Here is a 24,398-nt window from a genome sequence, read left to right as displayed (position 1 = left end):
CCGACGACCCGGCCGAACAGCGTCGCGGCGTCCGACGACGGCAGCGGCGCCAGTGCGACCGTGCAGTTCGCCGGGAGCCCGGGTAGGCGGCCGCGGCTGGTGACGAGCACCGCGCAGGTCGGGGTGCCGGGTAACAGCGGCGCCACCTGCGCGGCGTCGGCGGCGTCGTCCAGGACCACCACCATCCGGCGATGGGCCAATTGGGTCCGCCACATCGCGGCGCGCTGCTCGACCGATGCGGGGATGGCCCCGGTCGGGACACCGAGCAGCAGGAGCAGCGCTTCCAACGCGGCGGCCGGACCGCGGCGGCGATCCTGGACATCGTGCGTGCGTAGATCGAGGAACACCTGACCGTCCGGGTAACGCTCGGCCAGCAGATGAGCGGCCCGCACCGCGAGCGCGGTCTTCCCGACGCCGGGCATGCCGTTGATGGCCCCGACCAACGGCGCGTGCGGCGTCCCGGGGGCCGCGCCCGGCCGGGTCAGCCGTCGGAGTTCGGCGTCCCGCCCGGTGAAGTCGCCGGTGTCGGGAGGCAGGTTGTGACAGCCGGACACCGCCGGCCGCTCCGGTGCCTCGGCGGGCACGTCGTTGTTCAGGATCTGCTGGTGCAGCAGCTGCAGCCGCCGACTCGGCTCCACCCCGAGTTCGTCGACGAGCGCCCGACGCGCGGTGCGGAACACGTGCAGGGCCTCGACCTGCTGGCCGGACCGGTAGAGCGCGAGCATCAGCAGCCGGACCAGGTTCTCCCGGAGCGGATACCGCTGGAGCAACACCAGTAGTTCCGGGATGGCCTGCACGTCGCGCCCCGCGCTCAGCTCCAGGTCGAGCCGCTCGGCGGTGACCGCGATCCGCGTCTCGTCCAGGGGTACCGAGTACGCCTGCGCGAAGTGGGCGGTCACGTTCGCCAACGGGGATCCGCGCCAGAGGGCCAGCGCCTCGCGGTAGAGCGTCGCGGCTTCGTCGGGACGACCGTCGCCGACGGCGACCCGCGCCGCGTCCACCCGCTGGTGAAAGACGTCGGCGTCCAGCTCACCGGGTTCGACGCGGAGCCGGTATCCGTCGGCGTCCGTGACGATCCGGTTCTCGCCGTCCGGACCGATATCGGCCAGTCGGGCTCGTAGTCGGCAGACGATCGAGTGCAGGGTGGCGGCGGCGGCCGGGGGAGGCTGCTCGTTCCAGACCGCGTCCGCGAGCCAGTCGACCCGCAGCGTCTGATTGGCGTTCACCAGGAGCGCGGCCAGCAACGTCTTGACCCGCGGCCCGCCGATCGACACCACGGCCCCGGCCGAGGTGCCGATCTCCAACGGCCCGAGAATACGGAACTCCATTGACTGCCCCCATCATCCGGCATCGGCTCCGCGTCGTCGGGGACCGACGCTAGGTTCGGCGCGGAAGGCGGCCAACCCCTAGCGAGTGCGTCCCCTAGTCGCCGTCGCGGCGGGTGCGGAATGATCGAGGAACGATTCCCGGAAATAGGGGTGGCGGGTCGTCACCCCGTTACGGCGAGGTCAATCCGTTGTCGCCGAGAATTGGATCGGCAGGCTTTCCAGCCCGCGGAGAACAGCCGGACGCCACACCAGTTCGTCCGGCGCGACGACGAGCCGGAGATCGGGGAGGCGGCGCAGGATCGTGGCGATCGCCAGGTCGCCCTCGAGCCGGGCCAGCGGCGCGCCCAGGCAGTAGTGCATGCCGTGACCGAACGAGAGGTGGGCGTTGTCCGGCCGGTCGAGGTCGACGAGGCCCGGACGCTCGAAGCGGTCCGGGTCGTGATTGGCCGCGCTGATCGACAGCACCACGATCTGCCCGCGCGGGATCGTCACGCCGCCGATCGTGACGTCCTCGGTGGTGTGCCGGTAGACGCCCAGCACGTTCGGACCGTCGATCCGCATGTACTCCTCGATGGCCCGCGGGAGCACCGCCGGATCGGCCCGCACGGCGGCGAGGTGCTCCGGGTGGCGCAGCAGTAGCCGGATACTCGTGCCGATCAGGTTGGCGGTCGTCTCGTGGCCACCCACCAGCAGCAACACCCCGGATGCGGCGATCTCTTCGTCGCTGAGCACGCCGGCTTCGCCGGCTTCCACCAGCTCGGACAGCAGGTCGTTGCCGCGTTCGACGTACTTGCGGGCGACCAGCTCCCGGACGTACGCCTTGAGCTGCTCGAACGCCAAGACGATCGCGCCCATGCCGGCCGGGTCGCGGGCGGGCGTCACCACCTTGGCCGACAGGTCCCGGAACCGGTCGTGGTCGTCGGCCGGCACCCCGAGCAGTTCACAGATCACCTCGATGGGCAGCGGAAAGGCGTACTCGCCGACAAGGTCGGCGGTGCCGCGGGCGGCGAACGCGTCGATCAGCCCGTCGGCGATCTCCTGGATGCGCGGCCGGAGCAGCTCGACCCGTCGGGCGGTGAACGCACGGGACACCGCACCGCGCAACCGGCCGTGGTCGGGCGCCTCGGCGAGAAGCATGCTCGTCGGCTTGTCGGTCTTGCGGCGGAACAGCGGATTGGCCGCGTACACGTCGGCCGCGTGCCGCTGGTCACTGGACAACCGGGGGTCGGTCAGAGCCCGGCGCACGTCGTCGTACCGGGTGACGATCCACGCGTCGAAGTCGCCGCGAATCCGTAGCCGTCGCACCGGACCGGCCGCGCGCAATTCTTCGAGCCAGGGATAGGGGTCGGGACGACGCTCGAGATCGTCCGGCACCGAATGCGTCACGGTCTGGGTCATCGTGGATTCCCCGTTCGGTCGCGAATAGACGCCTCGGATGCTGCCATAGCGAAAATGGCCGCAGATCCGGTGACAAGGCGATTGCAAGCGCATTGGCAGAAGCGATTCATAGTCTTCCGATCGCTGGTGGACCGCGCCGGCGGGAGGAGCGCCGAAATGACGATCGCCGAGGACGTCGACGCCCTGGTCGACGAGGCACTGCAGACCGACCTGGACGAGTGGACCCGTCACGTCGTCCGGCGGACGTTCGATCCGGTGACCGGTAGCCCCTACTGGTTACGGCGGGCCGCCGAGCTGTCGTTCGATCCACGTGACGTCACGACGTACGACGGGCTGAGCGCCTTCGGTCCGTTCCGCCTCGACGTGTTGCGCTCGGTCGACCCGGCCGACCTCGTGCCGTTGGCCGTGCCGCGCCCGCTGGCCGGACGGGTGTGGGAGTCCGGCAGCACCACCGGCGACCCGAGCCGGGCGTTCTACACCGAGCCGATGCTGCGCCTGCGCGGTGCCTGGCGGCGGTGGGCGATGCGCCGGGAGGGGTTCGAGACCGGACGCACCTGGCTGCAGGCCACTCCGACGGGCCCCCACCTCATCGGCCACAGCGGGTGGGATCTCGTCCACCTCTACGGCGCGCGGGTCTACGGCATCGACTTCGATCCTCGCTGGGTGAAACATCAGCTCCGGCTGGGCCGGATGCGGGAGGCCCAGGAGTACACCGATCACGTCATCGCGCAGATGGCCGGCATTCTCCGGTCGCAGCCGATCGACTACCTCGTGACCACACCGGCGTTGCTGCAGGCCTGTATCCGCGCCGAGCCGGAGTTGGTGGCGACGGTCCAGGGCGTACGGATGACCGGCACGCACGCCACCGGCGCGATGTGGCGCTCGTTCGTCCAGGCCATCGGTGGCGAGATGGTCAGCATCATGTACGGCAACACGTTCGGCAACACGCTGGCCCTTCCGGTGGAACGAAACGGCGAGCTGATGCCGCACGTGCCGAACTACCCCCAGGTGACGATGCGCGTCGTCGACCCGCGCGACTGGACCCGGACGGTCGGGCTCGGCGAGACCGGCCGGGTCGCGATGACCGTCCTGCACGAGGACCTCTTCCTGCCCAACGTGCTGGAACGCGACCTCGCCGTCCGCTACGACACCGGCCCCGAGTGGCCCTGCGACGGCGTCGCCAACGTCCGGCCGCTCCTGGACGCCCGCGTCGCGCCCGAAGGCATCTACTGACCCGGAAGGTGAGTTTCATGACCGCAACCGCAGGTGGACCGGTCTCCGTGGCGGACCCGGTCTGGCCGACCGAGGGGCTGGATCTGGACGCCTATCTGGCGCGGATCGGCTACGACGGCCCGCGGAAACCGACGGCGGACGTCCTGGAGCAGGTGCACCGGGCGCACACCGGGACCATTCCGTTCGAGAACATCGACCTGGTCCTCGGCGTGCTACCGCCGCTCGACGTGCCCTCGGTGCAGCGCAAACTGGTCGCTGAGCGCCGGGGCGGAGCGTGCGCCGAGCTGACCGTGCTGTTCGCCGCGGCACTGGAACACCTGGGCTTCCCGGCGCGTCGGCTCATGGTGCGCCCGCGGCTGGGCGACCGGAACAAGCAGGGGAAACTCCACGCCGTCGTGATCGTCGAGGCGGACGGACGGCAGTGGCTGACCGACGTCGGTTTCGGCGGTGAGGGTCTCCAGCAGCCGATCGAACTCGTCGACGGCGCGGAGTCGCACGTCGGCCCGTGGCGGTGGCGGCTGAACGCCGAAGGCGACTACTGGGTTCTGCGGACGCTGCGCCACGACGGCTGGTTCGACCTCTACGAGTTCACCTCCGACCCGGCCTTCCCGATCGACTTCGAGGTCGGACTGCACTTCTCCACGATGTCGCCGCGCTCGAAGTTCAACGAGTTCCTGCTGGTCCAACGCGCTCGCGCCGAGGCCAAGCAGTACTTCGTCGGGCGCAAGCTCATCACGTTCCCGCCGGACGGTCCGCCGAGCGAGCAGGTGATCGCGACGGACGAGATCGGCGCGGTGCTGCGCGACACCTTCCAGCTCGGACTGACCGACGAGCTCGCGGCGAAGCTGGCCACCCTGCCGATGCCGGACGAGAAGGCGTTCAGCTGAGCGCCCGAGCCGACCACGAGGACCGGACATCATGACGTTCACCGAGCACGCCTCCGCACCACCACCGACCGCCGACGACCTGCCGAGCTTTCCGCAGCGACGGCAGTGTCCGTACCGGCCGCCGGCCGGTTACGCCGACCTGCGGGCCACCTCACCCACCCGCGTGCAGCTGTACGACGGCAACACGGCGTGGCTCGTGACCCGCTACGACCAGGCTCGAAGCGTGTTGACCAGCAGCGCGTTCAGCTCCGACATCACCAAGCCGGGCTTTCCGATCTTCGCGGTGGCGCTGGCCGCCGCCCGCCAGGCCGCAGCCCACGTCAAGCCGCTCGTCGTGTTGGATCCGCCGGACCACACCGTGCTGCGCAAGATGGTCGTCGGTGAGTTCACCGTGCGGCGGATGAACGGGCTGCGCCCGCAGATCCAGGAGACCGCCGACCGGCTCGTCGACGCGATGCTGGCGATGGAGCCGCCGGTCAACCTCGCCGAGGTCTTCTCCTTCCCGATGGCCGGCAACGTGATCTGCCACCTGCTCGGGATCCCGTACGCCGAGCTCGAACAGTTCATGGTCGGCCACCGCGTCGACACCGACCTGCAGAACATGGACGAGGTACTCCGCAACCAGATCGCGCTGCGCAGCATGGTGCTGTCGATGATCGAGGAGAAGGAGGCCAACCCCGGCGACGACGTGCTCAGCCGCATCATCGCCAAACACGTCGCCACCGGCGCGCTCAGTACCAGCGAACTCGCCACGCTCGCCGTCATCATCATGGGTGCGGGGTACGGCCCGACCTCCTCGATGCTCTCGCTCGGCGTCGCGCTACTGCTGGACCACCCCGACCAGCTCGCGGCGCTGCGTGACGACCCGACCGTGTACCCGGACGCGGTCGAGGAGGTCCTGCGCTACGTCAGCGTCTCGGACCTGTCGGCGCTGCGGGTCGCCACGGCCGACGTGATGGTCGGCGACCAGCTCGTCCGGGCCGGCGAGGGCGTCATCGCCCCGAATGGGGCCGCGAACTTCGACCCCGACGTGTTCGAGAACCCCGACGACCTGGACGTCCGGCGGCAGGCGCGGCAGCAGCTCGCGTTCGGTCACGGTATCCACCAGTGCCTCGGCGGCAACCTGACCCGCGTCGAGCTGGAGATCGCTTACGAGACGCTGTTCACCCGGATCCCCACCCTGCGTCTCGCGGTGCCGTTGGACCGGATCGTGTCGCGGGAGGACTCGGCGTTGCCCGAGGTCTACGACGTGCCGGTGACGTGGTGACCGCGGAGCGGGAGTGGCGGATCACCGCCGACCCGACGGTGTGCATCGGCTCGGGCTCGTGCGTCCTCGCCGCGCCCCACACGTTCGACCAGGACGACGAGGGAACGGTCGTGGTCCTGCAGCCCACCCCGGACGAGAACCACCGCGCCGCCGCGCTCACCGCCGTCGGTGCCTGCCCCGTCCGGGCGATCACCACCTGACCCGCGAGGAGAGAGATGGCACACGCCAGCACGACCGCCCAGGTCTCCGGCACCGTCGACAGCGTCTGGCAGACGTTCGTCGATTTCGGCCGGTATCCCGAGTGGGTCGCCTTCCACAAGCAGTGGCTCGAGGAACCGCCGTCCGGTGCGGAGGTGGGCGCGACGCTCAAGCAGAGCGTCGCGATCCTAGGCGCGCCGACCGCCGTCAACTGGGAAATCGTCACCGCCGACTGCGGTGAACTCCTCGAGCTGGCCGGGCGCACCACCACCGGCGTCGATGCCCGGCTGGCGTTGCGAGCGGTCAGCGACGGCGGCCGGGTCGGCGTCACCCTCGATCTGACGCTGACCGGCGGCCCGGTGATCGGCCCGATCGGCACGATGATCCAGAAGGCCGCCCAGAAGCTCGTCGACACCAGCGCGCAGAGGTTCCCCTCATGACGCTCGCCTTCACCTTCGGCGGTGGCATGGCGATGGACGCGCCCGGCACCGCGTTGTGCGATCGGTTCCCGATCCTCGGCGACTGGATGCGGCAGGTCGCCGATTGGACCGGGATAGCGGCCGACCGTCTGCTGACCGAGGACTTCACCGCGGCGTTCTACTCCGGTGACGTCTCGGTCCAGCCCGACCTGCGGTTCGTCGCCGAGGTCCGACAGGCCGCGTACTCGATCGGGCTCGCCGACGTGCTGGCCGACCGCGGGATCCTCCCGGACGTCATCGGCGGCTCCAGCCTCGGCTTCATGATCGGAGCGACCCTCGCCGGCGCGATCGACCGCCGGGAACTCTTCGGCTACCTCCGCGCCAGCACCGAGCTGCCGCTGCACCCGGAAGGGGAAGCGCCCCGCGCGGTCGCGATCTGCGTGGTCGCGCACGAGCTCGGACTCGAGGGTTACCTGGACGGACAACCGGGTGTCCACCTCGCGTGCGAGGTCGGACAGTTCATCGACGGCGCGCACGGCATGTACATGTTCACCGGCTACGTCGATGCGCTCCAGAGCCTCGCGGCGAGGAAGGCCCCCGGCGAGGTCAACGTCGTCACCGCGCTCGGTGGCGCGCACAGCCCGCTGCAACAGTTCCACCACGACCTCATGGCCCCGCACGTCGCGGCCATGACGTTCACGGATCCTCGCATCCCGGTGATCTCCGGGCTGAGCGACCGGACCCTGACCACCGCGGCGGAGATCCGCACCGACCTGGAGCGGAACTCCACCACGAGCACGGCGATGTACCACGTGCTGCGCGGTCTCGCGCGGCACGAGACCCGGCTGGCGCTGGTGCTCGGCGTCTCGTCCGCGACTGACCTCTTCGCGTTCCCGTTCCCGGTCTACCCGGTCGTCACCGCGGAGGACTTCGACGGACTCGGCGCGGCCGTCTACGACGCCGGGGTCATGCCGACCTTCGGCTGAGCGCCCGCCGGCACATCGCACCAGCACTCACCGACCGGCTGACCGAGAGGGCGACCGTGGCAACGGAAGAACGGCTTGTCGAATACCTGCGCCGGATGACGATCGATCTGCGCCAGGCACGCACCCACATCGACGAGCTCGAAGCGGCCGCCGGTGAGCCCATCGCGATCATCGGTATGGCTTGCCGTTTTCCCGGTGGGGTGGACGGCCCGGAGGCGCTGTGGGACCTGGTCAGCTCCGGCGCCGACGCGGTCGGTGACTTCCCGGTCGACCGGGACTGGCCGCTGGACACGCTCTACGACCCGGACCCGGAGCGTTCCGGGACGTCGTACGTGCGCCGGGGCGCGTTCCTCTACGACGCGGCGGAGTTCGATCCCGGGGTGTTCGGGATTTCGCCGCGGGAGGCGTTGGCGATGGACCCGCAGCAGCGGCTGTTGCTGGAGTCGGCGTGGGAGGGGTTGGAGCGTTCGGGGATCGATCCGCATTCGCTGCGGGGCAGCCGCACCGGTGTGTTCGCCGGCCTCATGTACCACGACTACGGGTCTCAGCTCACCGTCGCGCCCGAAGAGGTCGAGGGGTACCTGAGCACCGGCATGGCCGGCAGCGTGCTGACCGGTCGGGTGGCGTACACGTTCGGGCTGGAGGGTCCGGCGGTGACCGTGGATACCGCGTGTTCGTCGTCGCTCGTCGCGATGCACCTGGCCGCGCAGTCGCTGCGCAGCGGGGAGAGCGACCTCGCGCTCGCCGGTGGCGTCACGGTCATGTCGACGCCCGGCACGTTCGTAGAGCTGTCCCGTCAGCGTGGGCTCGCGTCGGACGGGCGGTGCAAGTCGTTCGCGGCGGCGGCCGACGGGACCGGCTGGGGTGAGGGCGTCGGTGTCCTGGTGCTGGAGCGGTTGTCGGACGCGCGGCGTAACGGGCGCCGGATTCTGGCGGTGGTGCGGGGGAGCGCGGTCAATCAGGACGGCGCGTCGAACGGTCTGACGGCGCCGAACGGTCCGTCGCAGCAGCGCGTGATCCGGGCTGCCCTGGACGCAGCCGGTCTCCTGCCGTCCGACGTGGACGTCGTCGAGGCGCACGGAACGGGCACGACGCTCGGTGATCCGATCGAGGCGCAGGCGTTGCTGGCGACCTACGGGCAGGGCCGGGACACGCCGCTCTGGCTCGGCTCGATCAAGTCGAACATCGGGCACACCCAGGCCGCGGCGGGCGTGGCGGGTGTGATCAAGATGGTGATGGCGTTGCGTTCGGGTGTGTTGCCGCGGACGTTGCACGTGGACGAGCCGTCGCCGCACGTGGATTGGGCGTCGGGCGCGGTGCGGCTGCTTACCTCGGAGCGGGAGTGGCCGGTGGGGGAGCGTCCGCGTCGGGCGGGGGTGTCGTCGTTCGGGATCAGCGGCACGAACGCGCACGTCATCCTCGAGGAAGCCCCGCCCGCCACCGGCGTTGAGCCGGCCGACGAACCGGAGGTCGTGCCGGTGGTCGTCTCCGGTCACACCCGGGAGGCGCTGGCGGCCCAGGCTCGGCGCCTGGCCGCAGCGGTGGCCCGCGACCACCCGTCCCTGGTCGACCTCGCCGCCGCCGCGGCCGGCAGCCGGGCAGCGCTGGCGCACCGCGCGGTCGTCGTCGCGGCCGACGCCGACGAAGCGGTGGCCGAACTCACCCGGTTGAGCGCGGACGCCGACCCGAACGCTCCCGGGTCGGACGTCGTCGGCGTGCTGTTCCCCGGTCAGGGCGCACAGCGATTGGGCATGGGCCGGAGCCTGGCGTTCCCCGCGTTCCGAGCCGCGTTCGACGAGGTGTGCGACAGGTTCCCGGGCTTGCGTGAGGTCGTCGACGGTACCGACTCGGCTGAGCTGGCGCGGACCCGGTGGGCCCAGCCAGCGCTGTTCGCGGTCGAGGTCGCGCTGTACCGGCTGATCACGTCGCTGGGTGTCCGGCCGACCGTGCTGGTCGGACACTCGGTCGGCGAGCTCGCCGCGGCCCACGTCGCCGGAGTGCTGTCGCTCGACGACGCGTGCCGGGTCGTGGCCGCACGCGCCGAGCTGATGGACGCGCTGCCCGGCGGCGGTGCGATGCTCGCGATCCGCGCCGCCGAGGCCGACGTCCGGCGTCTGCTCGCCGACGAACCGGACGTCGCGGTGGCCGCGGTGAACGGCCCCGACGCGGTGGTGGTGTCCGGACCGGCCGATGCGGTCGCGCGGGTGGCCCTGGCCGGCGCGGACGCGCGCCTGCGCACGAAGGAACTGGCGGTCAGCCACGCTTTCCACTCGCCCCTGATGGACCCCATGCTGGAGCGCTTCGCCGCGGTCGTGGAAAGCGTGGCGTTCGGCTCGCCGCGCGTCGCGATGGTCTCGACGGTCACCGGCGGGGAAGCGCGCTGGGACGATCCGGCCTACTGGGTCGAGCAGGTGCGCCGCCCGGTTCGGTTCGCCGACGCGGTGGCCGCCGCCACCGGCGGGTTCGCGGTGGGCATCTGGCTGGAAGCCGGCCCCGACGCGACGCTGGCGCCGATGGTCGAGGACGTGGTCCCGGAGGTCCCGGCGGTGGCGCTGTCCCGCCGCGACCACGACGAGACCCGGACGCTGCTCGGCGCCCTGGGCGCGGCGTACCGGCGCGGCGTCGACCTCGACTGGACGGCGTGTTTTCCGTCCGAACGGCGGTTCGCGGACCTGCCGACGTACGCGTTCCAGCGTCAGCGGTACTGGCTGCCGCCGGGCGCCGGAGCGCAGGACGCGACCGCGCTGGGGCTGCGATCGGTCGACCATCCGCTGCTGGGCGCCGTGCTGGCCACCCCGGACACCGACCGGCTGGTGTTCACCGGGCGGCTCACGCTGCGCTCGCATCCGTGGCTGGCCGAGCACGTCGTTCACGACACGGTGATCCTGCCGGGCACCGCGGTGCTCGAGTCGGTACTGCGAGCGGCCCGGGAGACCGGGCCGGCGCGGGTAGCGGACCTCACCCTGCACCGGCCGGTGATCGTCCCCGAGGGCGACGGCATCTCCCTGCGCCTGAGCGTCGAACCGGCGGCCGACGACGGGCGCCGGTCCTGTTCTCTCCACTCGGCCTCCGGCCCCGACCTCTCGGCGGAGTGGACGCTGCACGCGACCGGGACGCTGGCCCCGGAGGAGGCCGAACCCGACTTCGACCTGCTCTCCTGGCCGCCCAGCGGCGCGGCCGAGATACCTGTCGACGACCTGTACGAGCGCCTGGCCGACGCCGACATCCGCTACGGGCGGGCTTTCCAAGGCCTGCGCGCGGTCTGGCGGCACGGCGACGACCTCTACGCCGAGGTGGAGCTGCCGGAAGACCTCGCCGTGCAGGCAGGACGGTACGGCGTGCACCCAGCACTGCTCGACGCCGCGCTCCACCCGCTGGCGCTGGTCGCCGACGGAGGCGAGGCGCGGGTGCCGTTCTCGTGGTCCGGTGTCACGCTCCACGGCACCGGTGCGGCCGCCCTGCGGGTCCGGCTGTCTGGCGTCGGCACCGGATCGGTGTCGTTGCGCGTCGCCGACCCGGCCGGACTGCCGGTCGCCGCCGTCGACGCGCTCGTCCTGCGGCCGATGTCCGCCGAGCGGCTGAGCGGCGCCCGCGCGGACGACGCGCTGTACACGGTGGTCCACGAGGCCGTTCCGGTGTTCTCGGCCCCTCCGGTCGACACGACGTGGGCGGTGTGCGGCGAGGACCTGCTGGCCGACACGGGCGTCGCGCGCCACGCCGACCTGGCCGCACTGCTCGCCACCGACGACACGGTTCCCGGCACCGTGGTGGTGGGCCTACCCACCCTCGCCGGGCCGGACCTCGCAGCCGCGGCCCTGACCGCGACGACGACGACGCTCGACCTACTCCAGCGGTGGCTGGCCGACCCGCGGTTCACGGCGTCCCGGCTGGTCCTGGTGGCCGACACGGACGACGGTTCGCCCCACGCCGTGCGCGCTGCCGCGCTCGGCCTGGCCCGGACGGTGCAGACCGAACACCCGGGCCGGATCGTCCTGGTGGAACTCGACCGGGACCCCTGGTCCACGCGGATCCTGCCGTCGGTTCTCACGACCGGCGAACCCCACCTGACGGTCCGCGCCGGTGCGGTGACCGCTCCCCGGCTGCGTCCGGCCGCACCGCGTCCGACCGGATCGGCCGAGGCCGCCGCGACCGATCTCGACGGCACGGTGGCGATCACCGGCGGCACCGGTGGGCTCGGCCGTCAGGTCGCCCGTCACCTCGTTCGGGAACACGGCGTCCGGTCGCTGCTCCTGCTCTCCCGGGGCGGGCCGGACACGTCGGGCGCCGCCGCGCAACGAGCCGAACTGGAGGAGCTCGGCGCGTCCGTGCGGATCGTCGCCTGCGACGTCGCCGACCGCGATGCCCTCGCCGGAATCCTCGGCGCGGTGTCACCGCCGCTCTCCGCGGTGGTGCACGCTGCGGGAGTCCTGGACGACGGGGTGACGCAGTCGCTGACCCCGGAGCGACTCGCCGCGGTGCTGCGGCCGAAGGTGCACGGCGCCGTGGCCCTGCACGAGGCGACGGCGCACCTCGACCTGTCGGCCTTCGTGCTTTTCTCCTCCGCGGCCGGCGTGCTCGGCAGCGCCGGGCAGGGCGCCTACGCGGCCGCCAACGCGTTTCTCGACGCCCTCGCCGAAACGCGGCGGGGCGAGGGGCGACCCGGCCTCGCGCTGGCCTGGGGACCGTGGGCGTCCGGCGGGATGACCGACCGGCTGGCCGGGGCCGACCTGGCCCGGATCCGCGCGGCCGGCCTCGTCCCGTTCACCGCCGACGAGGGCCTGTCACTGTTCGATCGGGCTCTGCGTTCTCCCTCGACCGGCGTGCTCGTCCCGGTCGGGCTGGACCGGACCGTGCTTCGGGGCTTCGCCACCGCGGGGGTGCTTCCGTCGCTGCTGAGCGGTCTCGTCCGAACACCGCCGAAAGCGACCGCGGCCAAGGGCACCGCGGCCGGTGGTCTCGGTCGGCGGCTGGCGGAGGTCCGGGAGGCCGATCGCGGACGGGTCGTCGCCGAGCTGGTGCGGGGCCAGGTCGCGGCGGTACTCGGCCACCGCGTCGAGGCCATCGACATGACCAGTTCGTTCCAGCTGATCGGGTTCGACTCGCTCACCGCGCTCGACCTCCGTAACCGGCTCGGCACGCTGACCGGCCTGCGCCTGCCGGCCGGGCTGGTGTTCGACCACCCCACCCCCGCCGCGGTGGCCGATCACCTGCTCGCCGAGCTCCTGACGACGGCGCCGAAGCGTTCCGAGCGGCCGGCGATCACCGCGGCAACCGACGACGAGCCGATCGCGGTCATCGGCATGGCCTGCCGGTACCCCGGCGGCGTCCGGACGCCGGAACAGCTCTGGCGGATCGTCGCCGACGGCATCGACACGATTTCGCCGTTCCCGACCGACCGGGGTTGGGACCCGGCGGGCCTGGACGGCCGGTCGATCCGGGGTGGGTTTTTCGACGGCGCGGCGGAGTTCGATCCCGGGGTGTTCGGGATTTCGCCGCGGGAGGCGTTGGCGATGGACCCGCAGCAGCGGCTGTTGTTGGAGTCGGCGTGGGAGGGGTTGGAGCGTTCCGGGATCGATCCGTACTCGCTGCGGGGCAGCCGGACCGGTGTGTTCGCGGGCGTGATGTCCCACGACTACGGAACCTGGTTGCGTGGCGATCCGGGGTTCGTCACCGGACAGATCGGTCTCGGTGTCGCCGGCAGCGTGCTGACCGGCCGGGTGGCGTACACGTTCGGGTTGGAGGGCCCGGCGGTGACGGTGGACACCGCGTGTTCGTCGTCGCTGGTCGCGATGCACCTGGCGGCGCAGTCGCTGCGCAGCGGGGAGAGCGATCTCGCGCTCGCCGGCGGCGTCACCGTCATGTCGACCCCGGGCATCTTCCAGGAGTTCGCCGCCGACGGCGCCGCGTCGGACGGGCGGTGCAAGTCGTTCGCGGCGGCGGCCGACGGGACGGGCTGGGGTGAGGGTGTCGGTGTGCTGGTGTTGGAGCGGTTGTCGGATGCGCGGCGTAACGGTCGGCGGATTTTGGCGGTGGTGCGGGGGAGTGCGGTCAATTCCGATGGGGCGTCGAATGGTTTGACGGCGCCGAATGGTCCGTCGCAGCAGCGGGTGATCCGGGCGGCGTTGGAGTCGGCGGGTCTGGGTCCGTCGGATGTGGATGTCGTCGAGGCGCATGGGACCGGGACGACGTTGGGTGATCCGATCGAGGCGCAGGCGTTGTTGGCGACCTATGGGCAGGGTCGGGAGACGCCGTTGTGGCTGGGGTCGGTGAAGTCGAATCTCGGTCATACGCAGGCCGCGGCGGGGGTGGCGGGGGTGATCAAGATGATTCTCGCGTTGGGTCATGGGCTGTTGCCGCGGACGTTGCATGTGGATGAGCCGTCGCCGCATGTGGATTGGACGTCCGGTGCGGTGCGGTTGCTGACCTCGGAGCGGGAGTGGCCGGTGGGTGGGCGTCCGCGTCGGGCGGGGGTGTCGTCGTTCGGGATCTCCGGGACGAACGCGCACGTCATCCTGGAGGAACCCCCCGAACCCGACACCCCGGCGGCGACCGCGCCGCCTGCGCTCGACGCGCCGCCGGTCGTCCCATTCGTGCTGTCGGGCCACGACGGCCCGGCGCTGCGCGGCCAAGCCGAGGCGCTACTCGCCGCCACCGCGGATCCGGCGGCGTCCGGCGATCCGATCGGCGTCGCGCGGGGCCTGACGTCCGGACGCGCCGCGTTGGCCGAGCGGGCCGTCGTACTGAGCGGCGCGGGAGGGACAGCACGCGCGCTCGCGGCGCTCGCCGGAGGGCAGGCCGACCCGGACGTCGTCACCGGTCGCGCACGATCGGCCGGACCCGCCGTGTTCGTGTTCCCCGGGCAGGGAGCCCAGTGGGCCGGCATGGCGGCCGGGCTGCTCGAGCACTCGCCCGCGTTCCGCGCGTCGATCGACGCCTGCGCGGACGCACTCGGCGAGTTCGTCGACTGGTCGCTGACCGCGATCCTGCGCTCGGAACCCGGGGCACCGACGCTGGACCGCGTCGACGTGGTGCAGCCGGTGTCCTGGGCGGTCATGGTCTCGCTGGCGGCGCTCTGGCGGTCCGGCGGCGTCGAACCGGCCGCGGTGATCGGCCACTCCCAGGGCGAGATCGCCGCCGCCTGCGTCGCCGGTGCGCTCAGCCTCCGGGACGGCGCCCGCGTCGTGGCGCTGCGCAGCCGGGCGCTGACGGTACTCGCCGGCCGGGGAGGCATGGCCTCCGTCGCGCTACCGGAAACGGAGACCGCGGCGCTGCTCGCCGAGCACGGTGACCTCCTCTCGGTGGCGGTCACGAACAGTGCCCGGTCCACGGTCGTCGCGGGCGACCCCACCGCGCTGCGCGCCCTGCTGGACCGCTGCGCGCGCGACGGCATCCGCGCGCGCCGCATCGACGTCGACTACGCGTCGCACAGCGTCCAGGTGGAGCGCCTCCGGGACCAGGTGCTCGCCGCTCTCACCGAACTCGACGTCCGGCCGCCCGCCGTGCCGTTCCTCTCCACCGTCGACGGCGAGCCGGCGGCGGGCACGCCGAGCCTGGACGCCGACTACTGGTACCGGAACCTGCGCCACCCGGTGCGGTTCGCGCCGGCGGTCCGTTCCGCGCTGGCCGCCGGGTGCACCACGTTCCTGGAGGTCAGTTCGCATCCGGTGCTGGTCAACGCGATCACCGAGACGACCGACGAACACGACGGCGACGTGATCGTCACGCACACGCTGCGCCGCGACACCGACGACGTCCGGCAGTTCCTCGGCTCGGCCGCCGACCTGTACGTGCGTGGCGTTCCGGTCGACTGGGTCGCGCTGCTCGGACCGGCGCGGACCGCCGACCTCCCGGAGCTGCCCACGTACGCGTTCCAGCGTCGCCGCTACTGGTTGCCGCCGAGCACCGGCGACCACGACGCGGCGGGACTGGGACTGCGACCGCTGGAGCATCCGCTGCTGGGCGCGGTGCTGACGTCGCCGGGCAGCGAACGGCTGGTGCTCACCGGTCGTCTCGGCCTGGCCTCGCACCCGTGGCTGGCCGAGCACGCGGTGCACGGCACGGTGGTCGTGCCCGGCACGGCGCTGCTGGAGCTGGTCGGTCGGGCCGGCGCGGAAGCCGGGACGAGCCGCGTCGACGACCTCACGCTGCAACGCCCGCTCACGCTCGCGCCCGGCGGGTCAGTGCGGGTCCAGGTGGTCGTGGAACCGGCGACCGACGGGCGTCGCCCGGTCAGCGTCCACTCCCAGGCGATCGACGACGAGGGCATCGACGACCCACCGTGGACCACACACGCCGAAGGCACGCTCACCACCGGGTCGGCGCCGCCGGCGGCGACGCGGGAGTGGCCACCGGCCGGGGCCCGTCCGGCTGACCTGTCCGGCCTGTACGACCACCTCGCCGACGCCGGGCTCGAGTACGGCGCGGCGTTCCGGGGCCTGCGGACGGCCTGGCGGGACAGCGACGCGGTGTACGCGGAGATCAGCCTGCCCGATGACGTCGCCGTGCACGCACCGCGGTATCGCGTGCACCCCGCGCTGCTCGACGCGGCACTGCACGCGATCGCGCTGGCCCCCGGCGACGGTGACTCCGGCGCACGGCTGCCGTTCGCCTGGGCGGGCGTCGCCTGGCACGCCCCAGGCGATTCGCACCTGCGGGTCCGCGTCGCACCGGCCGGCCCCGGCACCGTGCGGCTCGACGTCACCGATGCCCGCGGCCACGCGGTCGTCACCGTGGAGTCGCTGACGCTGCGACCGGTCGCCGCGGACCTGCTGGGCACGGCGGACACCCGCAACCGGCTGTTCCGGCCGACCTGGGTGGCCCGGCCGGAGCTCTCCGCCGGGACGACCGACGCCGCGGCCACGGAGGCCGTCGAGCTGCTCGACACCGGCACCCGGCTCCGGCTCCGGGACGTGCTGCCGGACGACCTGTCCGCGCAGGTCGAACACGCCCTCGTCGAAGTACTCGACGCCGTGCGGACGTGGGCGGTCGACGAGAAGAACGCGTCGTCCCGGCTCACGATCGTGACCCATGGTGCCGTCGCGGTCGAGGACGGCGAGGTGCCCGACCCGGTCGGCGCCGCACTCTGGGGCCTGCTGCGCTCGGCGCAGTCGGAGCACCCGGATCGGTTCGCGCTGATCGACGTCGACGACGAGTCGGACCCCGACCGGCTGCCGATCGCCGCGGTCGCCGACGAGCCCCAGCTGGCGGTGCGCGCCGGTGTCGCGTACGCACCGCGGCTCGAGCGCCTCCCGGATCACCCACCGGCCGACGACCGCCCGGCCGCGGCACCGCCCGGCGACGAGACCGGGACCGTGCTTGTCACCGGCGCGCCCGGTGCGCTGGGCAACGCGGTGGCCCGGCACCTGGTGACCACGCGCGGGGCGCGGCGGCTGCTGCTGCTCAGCCGCCGCGGCCCGGACGCTCCCGGGGCCGCCGAACTGGTCGCCGAGCTGGCCGAGGCCGGCGCCCACGCCGACGTCGTGGCCTGCGACGTCGCTGATCGGGACGCCCTCGCGACCGCACTGGCGGGGATTCCGGCCGAGTATCCGCTCCGCGCCGTCGTGCACTCGGCCGGTGTGCTCGAGGACGGCGTCCTGACCACGTTGACACCCGCGCAGATCGCCCGGGTCCTGCGCCCCAAGGTGGCCGCCGCGGTTGCGCTGCACCACCTCGTCGATGACGACGTACCGATCGTCCTGTTCTCTTCGGCGGCCGGACTGCTGGGTAGCGCCGGACAGGCCCACTACGCGGCCGCGAACGCCGCCCTCGACGCCCTGGCGCAGTGGCGGCACCGCACCGGAGCACCGACGTTGTCGCTGGCGTGGGGCGCGTGGTCGGGCGGAGGCCTGGCCGGCGACGACGCGTCCCGGCTCGCCCGCGGCGGGGTGGTGCCGCTGACCCCGCCGGACGGCCTCGCGCTGTGGGACGCCGCGACCAGGCGGCCGGAGCCCGTGCTGGTCCCGCTGCGGCTGGACCTCGCCACGGTCGCGACGCTCCCGTCGGTGCCGCCGCTGCTGCGCGGCCTGGTGCGGCCCCGGGCCGCCGGCTCCGGCGGGCCGGACCTCCGGGCCCGGCTCGTCGACCTCGCCGAGCCGGAGCGCCTGGAGCTGCTGGAACGGCTGGTCCGCGGCCACGTCGCCGAGATTCTTGGGCACGAGTCGGCGGCCGTGTCGTCGACCGCGGTCTTCACCGACCTCGGCATCGACTCGCTCAGCGCGATCGAGCTGCGTAATCGGCTCACCGCTGCCAGTGGTCTGCGGTTGCCGGCCACTCTGGTCTTCGACCACCCGACCGCTCGCGCGGTGGCCGAACTCGTCGCGTCGCGGTTGGTGACCGACCCGTCCGCGGCCGGCCCCCGGGTGACGCGGCGAACGGGCCCGGCGGACGAGCCGATCGCGATCGTCGGCATCGGCTGCCGGTTCCCGGGCGGTGAGACCGACGTGGCGTCCGCCGACGAACTGTGGAGCGCCCTGCTCGGGGAAGTCGACGCGGTCTCCGGCCTCCCCACCGACCGCGGCTGGGACCTGGCCGAGCTGTACGACCAGGATCCGGACGCCACCGGCAAGTCGTACACCCGCTCGGGCGGATTCCTGCGCGACGCCGCCCACTTCGACGCGGGCTTCTTCGGTATCTCACCGCGGGAAGCGCGAGCGATGGACCCGCAGCAACGGCTGCTGCTGGAAGTCACCTGGGAGGCGTTCGAGCACGCCGGGATCAACGCCGACGCGCTGCGGGGCGGCCGGGCCGGCGTGTTCGTCGGGATCTCGGCTCAGGACTACGCCGGACTGTTCGCCGGCGCGGCGGAGCCGATCGAAGGGTACGCGGCCACCTCGAGCTCGCTGAGCGTCGCGTCCGGACGCATCGCCTACACGTTCGGGCTGGAGGGCCCGGCGGTGACGGTCGACACCGCGTGTTCGTCGTCGCTGGTGGCGCTGCACCTGGCCGCGCAGTCGCTGCGGAGCGGCGAGAGCGAGCTGGTGATCGCCGGCGGGGTGTCGGTGATGGCCACCCCGGTCGGGCTGGTGGAGTTCTCCCGCCAGCGCGCACTGTCGCCCGACGGTCGCTGCAAGGCGTTCGCGGCGGGCGCCGACGGGACGGGTCTCTCCGAGGGCATCGGACTGCTGGTGCTGGAACGGCTCTCGGACGCGCGGCGCAACGGGCGGCGGATCCTCGCCGTCGTCCGCGGCAGCGCGGTCAACTCCGACGGCGCGTCCAACGGCCTGACCGCGCCGAACGGCCCGGCGCAGCAGCGGGTGATCCAGCAGGCCCTGGCCAACGCCGGCACCGAACCGTCCGAGGTGGACGCCGTCGAGGCGCACGGCACCGGCACGAAGCTGGGCGACCCGATCGAGGCCCAGGCGCTGCTGGCCACGTACGGGTCGGACCGCGAGCGGCCGCTCTGGCTCGGATCGGTCAAGTCCAACCTCGGGCACACGCAGTCCGCGGCCGGTGTCGCCGGGGTGATCAAGATGGTGCAGGCGCTGCGGCACGGTGTCCTGCCGAAGACGCTGCACCTGGACGAGCCCTCCACGCACGTGGACTGGTCGTCCGGCGCGGTCCGGTTGCTCACCGAGGCCCAACCCTGGCCGGTGGGTGATCGCCCGCGGCGGGCCGGGGTGTCGTCGTTCGGCATCAGCGGCACGAACGCCCACGTCATCCTCGAACAGGCGCCGGACGAACCGGGGCCGGACGAACAGCCCGACCGGCCCGCCACCGGACCGCTGCCCTTCGTGCTCTCCGCCCGGGACGAGGACGCGCTCGCCGATCAGGCGGCCCGGCTGCACGACCACCTCCGCCGGGCCCCGGACGCACCGCTCGCCGACCTCGCCCACGCCCTGCTCGGCCGGTCGACCGGCACGCACCGGGCCGTCGTCGTCGCGGCCGATCGGGACGCGCTGCTCGACGGCCTGGACCGGTTCGACACGGCGGCCACCGGCGTCGCGCCACCCGGTCGCCGGGTGGTGTTCGTCTTCCCCGGACAGGGCACGCAGTGGGCCGGAATGGCGTCGCAGTTGTGGACGTCCTCCCCGGCCTTCGCCGAGTCGATCGCCGAGTGCGAGCAGGCGCTGGCGCGCTACGTCGACTGGTCGTTGTCGGCGGTGCTGCGCCAGGACGCGGACGCCCCGTCCCTCGAGCGGGTCGACGTCGTGCAGCCGGTTCTGTTCGCGGTGATGGTGTCACTGGCGGCGGTCTGGCGTTCGGTCGGGGTACACCCGGCGGCGGTCGTCGGGCACTCGCAGGGGGAGATCGCGGCGGCGTACGTCGCCGGAGCGTTGACGCTGGACGACGCCGCCCGGATCGTGACGCTGCGGTCCCGGGCCCTCGTGGCGCTGGCCGGTACCGGCGGCATGCTCTCGGTGGCCGTGGCGCGCGACGCGGTCGAGGAGATGCTGGCCCCGTGGACCGGACGCCTGTCGATCGCCGCGGCCAACAGCCCGGCCGCGACGGTCGTGTCCGGAGATGCCGCCGCGCTCGACGAGTTCGAACGGGAGCTGTCCCGGCGCGCCGTCCTGCGCTGGCGCGTGCCCGGCGTGGACTTTTCCGCCCACTCGCCCCACGTGGACGTGCTCGCGGACGACATCCGGCGTGCCCTCGCACCGGTGACGCCGCGCGACGCCGACGTGCGATTCGTGTCCACGGTCACCGGCGGAGCCCTGCCCACCTCGGAACTGGACGCCGACTACTGGTACCGCAACCTGCGCCAGACCGTCCGGTTCGAGGACGCGATCGCGGGCCTCGACGTCGCGGAACACGTGTTCGTCGAGGTCAGTGCGGCTCCGGTGCTGGTGCCCGCGATCGAGGAAGTGTTCGACGAGCACCCGGCCCCGACCGTCGCGCTGGGCACCCTGCGTCGCGGCGACGGTGGTCTCGACCGCCTGCTCGCCTCGGCCGCTCAGGTGTTCGCCGCCGGGGTCCCGGTGACGTGGGAGCGGTTCCTGCCGTCGCGTGGCCGTTTCGTGGAGCTCCCGACCTATGCGTTCCGGCGTACCCGACACTGGGTGGAGCAGGCGGGTACGTCCGGCGATCCGGGTGCGCTCGGCCTCGGCGCACTCGACCACCCGGTCGTCGGCGCCGCGGTCGACCTGGCCGGAGCCGACGGCGTGCTCCTCGCCGGTCGGGTTTCGCTGCGCACCGCCCCCTGGTTGGCCGACCACGCGCTCAACGGAACCGTGCTCGTCCCCGCGACGCTGTTCGCGGAGCTGGCGTTGCTGGCCGGTGCCCGCCTGGGCTGTCCCGACCTCGAGGAACTGCAGATCGGGGCGCCGCTGGTGGTGTCCGTCGACGGCGCTCTCGACGTCCAGGTGCGGGCGGTGCCGGACGGCGACGAGCGGTTCGACCTGACCGTCCACGCCCGGCCCGCCGGTGCCGCGGACTGGACCCGGCACGCGACCGGCGCGCTGGTGCGCTCGGGGGAAACCGTCGACCCTGGCCCCTCGCACGTGCCCGGCCAGGCCCGGCGGGTCGACGTGACCGGCCTGTACGAGCGGCTGGCCGAGGCCGGCTACGAGTACGGGCCGGCGTTCCGGGGGCTGACCGACGTGTGGCGGCTGGACGACGACTTCTACGCCGACGTCACGCTGCCGGAAGCACGGCGCGCCGAGGCGGCCCGCTACGGCCTGCACCCGGCGCTGCTCGACGCCGCCGTGCACCCGCTGTTCCTGCGCGAGACCGCGGGCGGTGCCCGTCTGCCGTTCGCCTGGACCGGCCTGCGCCTCCACGCGACCGGTGCGACGTCGGTCCGGGTCAAACTGACGCCGACCGGCGAGGACACCGTCGGTCTGACGCTGTGGGATTCGGCCGGCCAACTGGTGGCCGAAGTCGACTCACTGGTGCTGCGTGAAATACGCGCGGCCGACCTCCGTACCGAGGCCCGCCCGCCGCTGCTGCACGTCGACTGGGCCGAGATCCCGGTTCCGGCACGGCCGGTGACGCTCGGGGTGCTCGGTGACGACCCGTTCGGCCTCGACGCACCCGTCGAGGCTCCGCGCCCCGGGGTGCCGTCGCCGGACGTCGTGCTCACGGTCGTGGCGCCGGACCCCGATCCGGACCCGGCGACAGCGGTGCGGCACACCGTGCAGCGCACGCTCGAGCTGATCGCCGGCAGGCTGGACGACGACGTCGACCGCCCTCCGCTCGCGCTCGTCACCCGCGGTGCGGTGGCGACCGGCGACGACGAGGACGTACCAGCGCTCGCGGCCGCGCCGGTCTGGGGCCTGGTCCGGTCAGCGCAGTCCGAGCACCCGGAGTGCTTCCGCCTCGTCGACGTCGACGAGAGCGCCACGCCGGAGCTGCTGCGCTCGGCCCTGGCCACCGACGAACCGCAGCTGGCGATCCGTCGCGGGGTGCTGCTCGTGCCGCGCCTGACCCGTACCGAGGACACCGACTCACTGGTTCCGCCGGTGCACGCCGCGGCCTGGAAGCTGGACGTCGCGGGGGAGGGAACGCTGGAGAACGTGGCGTTCGTGGCCGCTCCGGAGGCGCTCGAGCCGTTGCCGGAGGGAAAGGTCCGGGTGGCGGTGCACGCGTCCGGCGTCAACTTCCGGGACGTGATCGTCGGCCTCGACATGGTCGCCGGTCAGGAAGGGCTCGGCGGTGAGGCGGCCGGCGTCGTGCTCGACGTCGGGCCCGGCGTCGAGAATCTGCAACGCGGCGACCGGGTGATGGGGCTGTGTTACGGCTCGTTCGGCCCGGTCGGGATCTCCGATCACCGATGGCTGGTCCGAATGCCGGACGACTGGACCTTCGAGCAGGCCGCGGCTGTGCCGATCGCCTGGATGACCGCGTACTACGGGCTGGTCGACCTCGGTCGGGTGCGGCCCGGCGAGAAGGTTCTCGTCCACGCCGCCGCCGGCGGTGTCGGCCAGGCCGCGGTGGCGATCGCCCGCCATCTGGGCGCCGAGGTCTTCGGCACCGCCAGCCCACCGAAATGGCCGGCGCTGCGCGCGGCCGGGCTCGACGACGCACACATCGCCAACTCCCGCACGCTGGACTTCGAGCCGCAGCTGCGGACGGCGACCGGTGGAGCGGGCATGGACCTCGTGCTCGACTGTCTCGCCGACGAGTTCGTCGACGCCGGACTGCGGCTGCTCCGACGGGGCGGCCGGTTCCTCGAGATGGGCAAGACCGACAAGCGCGATCCGGAGCGGGTGGCGGCGGAGTACCCCGGCGTCGCGTATCAGGTGTACGACCTGATGGAAGCCGGGCCGGACCGGCTCGCCGAGCTGCTGACCGAGGTCGTCCGGTTGCTCTCCGAGGGCGCGACCGCACACCCGACGGTCACCACCTGGGACGTCCGCCGGGCCCGGGAAGCGCTCCGGGCGATCAGCCAGGCCCGGCTGGTCGGCAAAGCGGTGCTGACCGTTCCGCAGCCGCTCGACCCGGCCGGGACGGTGCTGGTGACCGGAGCGACCGGGACGCTCGGCAGCCTGCTGGCCCGCCATCTCGTGACCGCGTACGGCGTTCGGCACCTGGTGCTCGCCTCCCGCAGCGGTGAGGCCGCGGCGGGCGCGACCGAGCTGCGCGCCGAGCTCGTCGGTCTCGGTGCCGACGTCGACCTGGTGGCGTGCGATGTGGCCGATCGCGAGGCGGTGGCGAAGCTGCTGGCCGACGTACCGGCACAGCACCCGCTCACCGCCGTCGTGCACGCCGCCGGGGTGCTCGACGACGGGGTGGTGACCGCGCTGCGGCCCGACCAGGTCGAGCGGGTTCTCCGGCCCAAGGTGGATGGTGCGCTGCACCTGCACGAGCTCACCGCCGGTGCGGACCTCGCGGCGTTCGTGCTGTTCTCCTCGGCCGCCGCGACGTTCGGCAACGCCGGCCAGGCGAACTACGCGGCGGCGAACGCGTTCCTGGACGCCCTCGCCCAGCACCGACGGGCGCGTGGCCTTCCCGCGACGTCGCTGGGCTGGGGACTGTGGGCGGAACGCAGCGGCCTCACCGACGGGCTGTCCGAAACGCACACGCGCCGAATGGGACGTTCGGGGATGGTGGCGCTGGAGAGCGTCACCGGGCTGGCGGCGTTCGACCTGGCGCTCGCGGTGGACCGGGCCACGTTCGTCCCGGTCGCGCTGGACACGCCACCCGTCACGGCGGAACCGGTACCGTTCCTGCTCCGTGGTCTGGCGACGACCAGGCCGCTGACCAGGAAGGCCGCCGCCGGCACGACCGGACCGGCCGCGCTGCGGCAGTCGCTCACCGGTCTCCCACCGGTCGAACGCTCCGGTCGCCTGCTCGACCTGGTGCGCGATCACGCCGCGACGGTGCTCGGCCATCGCGGTGGCGCCGGCGTGGACCCGGGGCGGGCGTTCCGGGAGATCGGGTTCGACTCGCTCACCTCCGTCGAGCTGCGCAACCGGCTGAGCAAAGCGACAGGTCTGCGGCTGCCCACCACGCTGGTATTCGACCACCCGACCCCCGCCGTGCTCGCCGGCTACCTGCACGGCGAGCTGTTCCCCGACACCGACACCCCCGACGACGGTGTCGATGCGGTGCTCGCGGAACTCGGCCGCCTCGCCGGGACGCTGCGCTCCACGCACGTCGGCGACGCCGACCGGATGCGCGTCGACGAGCGGCTTCGCGAGCTGACGGCGTCCTGGCGCGGGACCGCGCCGGCGGCCGACGATCTCGACGCCGCGACCGACGACGAACTGTTCGACCTGGTCGATCACGGGCTCGACCTGTGA

At 72.9% G+C, this 24,398-nt stretch carries 9 protein-coding genes; 7 read left to right on the top strand and 2 right to left on the bottom strand.

The genetic code is table 11. From position 1 onward, the window contains the following. Positions 1-1,328: AfsR/SARP family transcriptional regulator (locus tag ABD437_RS03020; RefSeq protein ID WP_344647170.1), on the bottom strand; the 1,328-nt coding region annotated here is incomplete at its 3' end. A gap of 180 nt (positions 1,329-1,508) precedes the next feature. Further along, positions 1,509-2,726 (bottom strand): cytochrome P450 family protein, encoded by a 1,218-nt coding sequence (locus ABD437_RS03015; protein ID WP_344647169.1) that lies wholly within the window; start codon positions 2,724-2,726, stop codon positions 1,509-1,511. Positions 2,727-2,882: 156 nt separating this feature from the next. Between ABD437_RS03015 and ABD437_RS03010 the strand changes: the two genes are divergently transcribed. The 7 genes from ABD437_RS03010 to ABD437_RS02980 are packed head-to-tail and all read left to right on the top strand — an operon-like array spanning position 2,883 to position 24,398. Then, entirely contained in the window at positions 2,883-3,959 is a 1,077-nt protein-coding gene (locus tag ABD437_RS03010) for an arylcarboxylate reductase (protein WP_344647168.1), read from the top strand. A gap of 17 nt (positions 3,960-3,976) precedes the next feature. After that, positions 3,977-4,846, top strand: coding sequence for an arylamine N-acetyltransferase family protein (locus ABD437_RS03005; RefSeq protein WP_344647167.1), 870 nt, complete (start codon positions 3,977-3,979; stop codon positions 4,844-4,846). A gap of 31 nt (positions 4,847-4,877) precedes the next feature. Continuing rightward, a complete protein-coding gene (locus tag ABD437_RS03000; RefSeq protein ID WP_344647166.1) occupies positions 4,878-6,113 on the top strand; it encodes a cytochrome P450 in 1,236 nt (411 codons plus the stop codon). After that, a complete protein-coding gene (locus tag ABD437_RS02995; RefSeq protein WP_344647165.1) occupies positions 6,110-6,313 on the top strand; it encodes a ferredoxin in 204 nt (67 codons plus the stop codon). The genes ABD437_RS03000 and ABD437_RS02995 overlap by 4 nt, the downstream gene beginning before the upstream one ends. 15 nt (positions 6,314-6,328) lie before the next feature. Then, on the top strand, positions 6,329-6,751 hold the full coding sequence (locus tag ABD437_RS02990) for a type II toxin-antitoxin system Rv0910 family toxin (protein ID WP_344647164.1): 423 nt from the start codon (positions 6,329-6,331) through the stop codon (positions 6,749-6,751). Next, positions 6,748-7,716, top strand: coding sequence for a hypothetical protein (locus ABD437_RS02985; RefSeq protein ID WP_344647163.1), 969 nt, complete (start codon positions 6,748-6,750; stop codon positions 7,714-7,716). The genes ABD437_RS02990 and ABD437_RS02985 overlap by 4 nt, the downstream gene beginning before the upstream one ends. A 56-nt stretch (positions 7,717-7,772) precedes the next feature. Next, positions 7,773-24,398 (top strand): SDR family NAD(P)-dependent oxidoreductase, encoded by a 16,626-nt coding sequence (locus ABD437_RS02980; RefSeq protein ID WP_425558077.1) that lies wholly within the window; start codon positions 7,773-7,775, stop codon positions 24,396-24,398.

Source organism: Cryptosporangium japonicum (assembly GCF_039524755.1).
In the GTDB taxonomy this organism is placed as follows: domain Bacteria; phylum Actinomycetota; class Actinomycetes; order Mycobacteriales; family Cryptosporangiaceae; genus Cryptosporangium; species Cryptosporangium japonicum.
The sequence above is the reverse complement of the archived record's forward strand: the minus strand, read 5'-3'. Positions and strand labels throughout refer to the sequence as shown.

Coding starts and splice junctions, on each gene's coding strand:
- ABD437_RS03015 (WP_344647169.1), bottom strand. CDS start 2,726: ATGACCCAGACCGTGACGCATTCGGTGCCGGACGATCTCGAGCGTCGT.
- ABD437_RS03010 (WP_344647168.1), top strand. CDS start 2,883: ATGACGATCGCCGAGGACGTCGACGCCCTGGTCGACGAGGCACTGCAG.
- ABD437_RS03005 (WP_344647167.1), top strand. CDS start 3,977: ATGACCGCAACCGCAGGTGGACCGGTCTCCGTGGCGGACCCGGTCTGG.
- ABD437_RS03000 (WP_344647166.1), top strand. CDS start 4,878: ATGACGTTCACCGAGCACGCCTCCGCACCACCACCGACCGCCGACGAC.
- ABD437_RS02990 (WP_344647164.1), top strand. CDS start 6,329: ATGGCACACGCCAGCACGACCGCCCAGGTCTCCGGCACCGTCGACAGC.
- ABD437_RS02985 (WP_344647163.1), top strand. CDS start 6,748: ATGACGCTCGCCTTCACCTTCGGCGGTGGCATGGCGATGGACGCGCCC.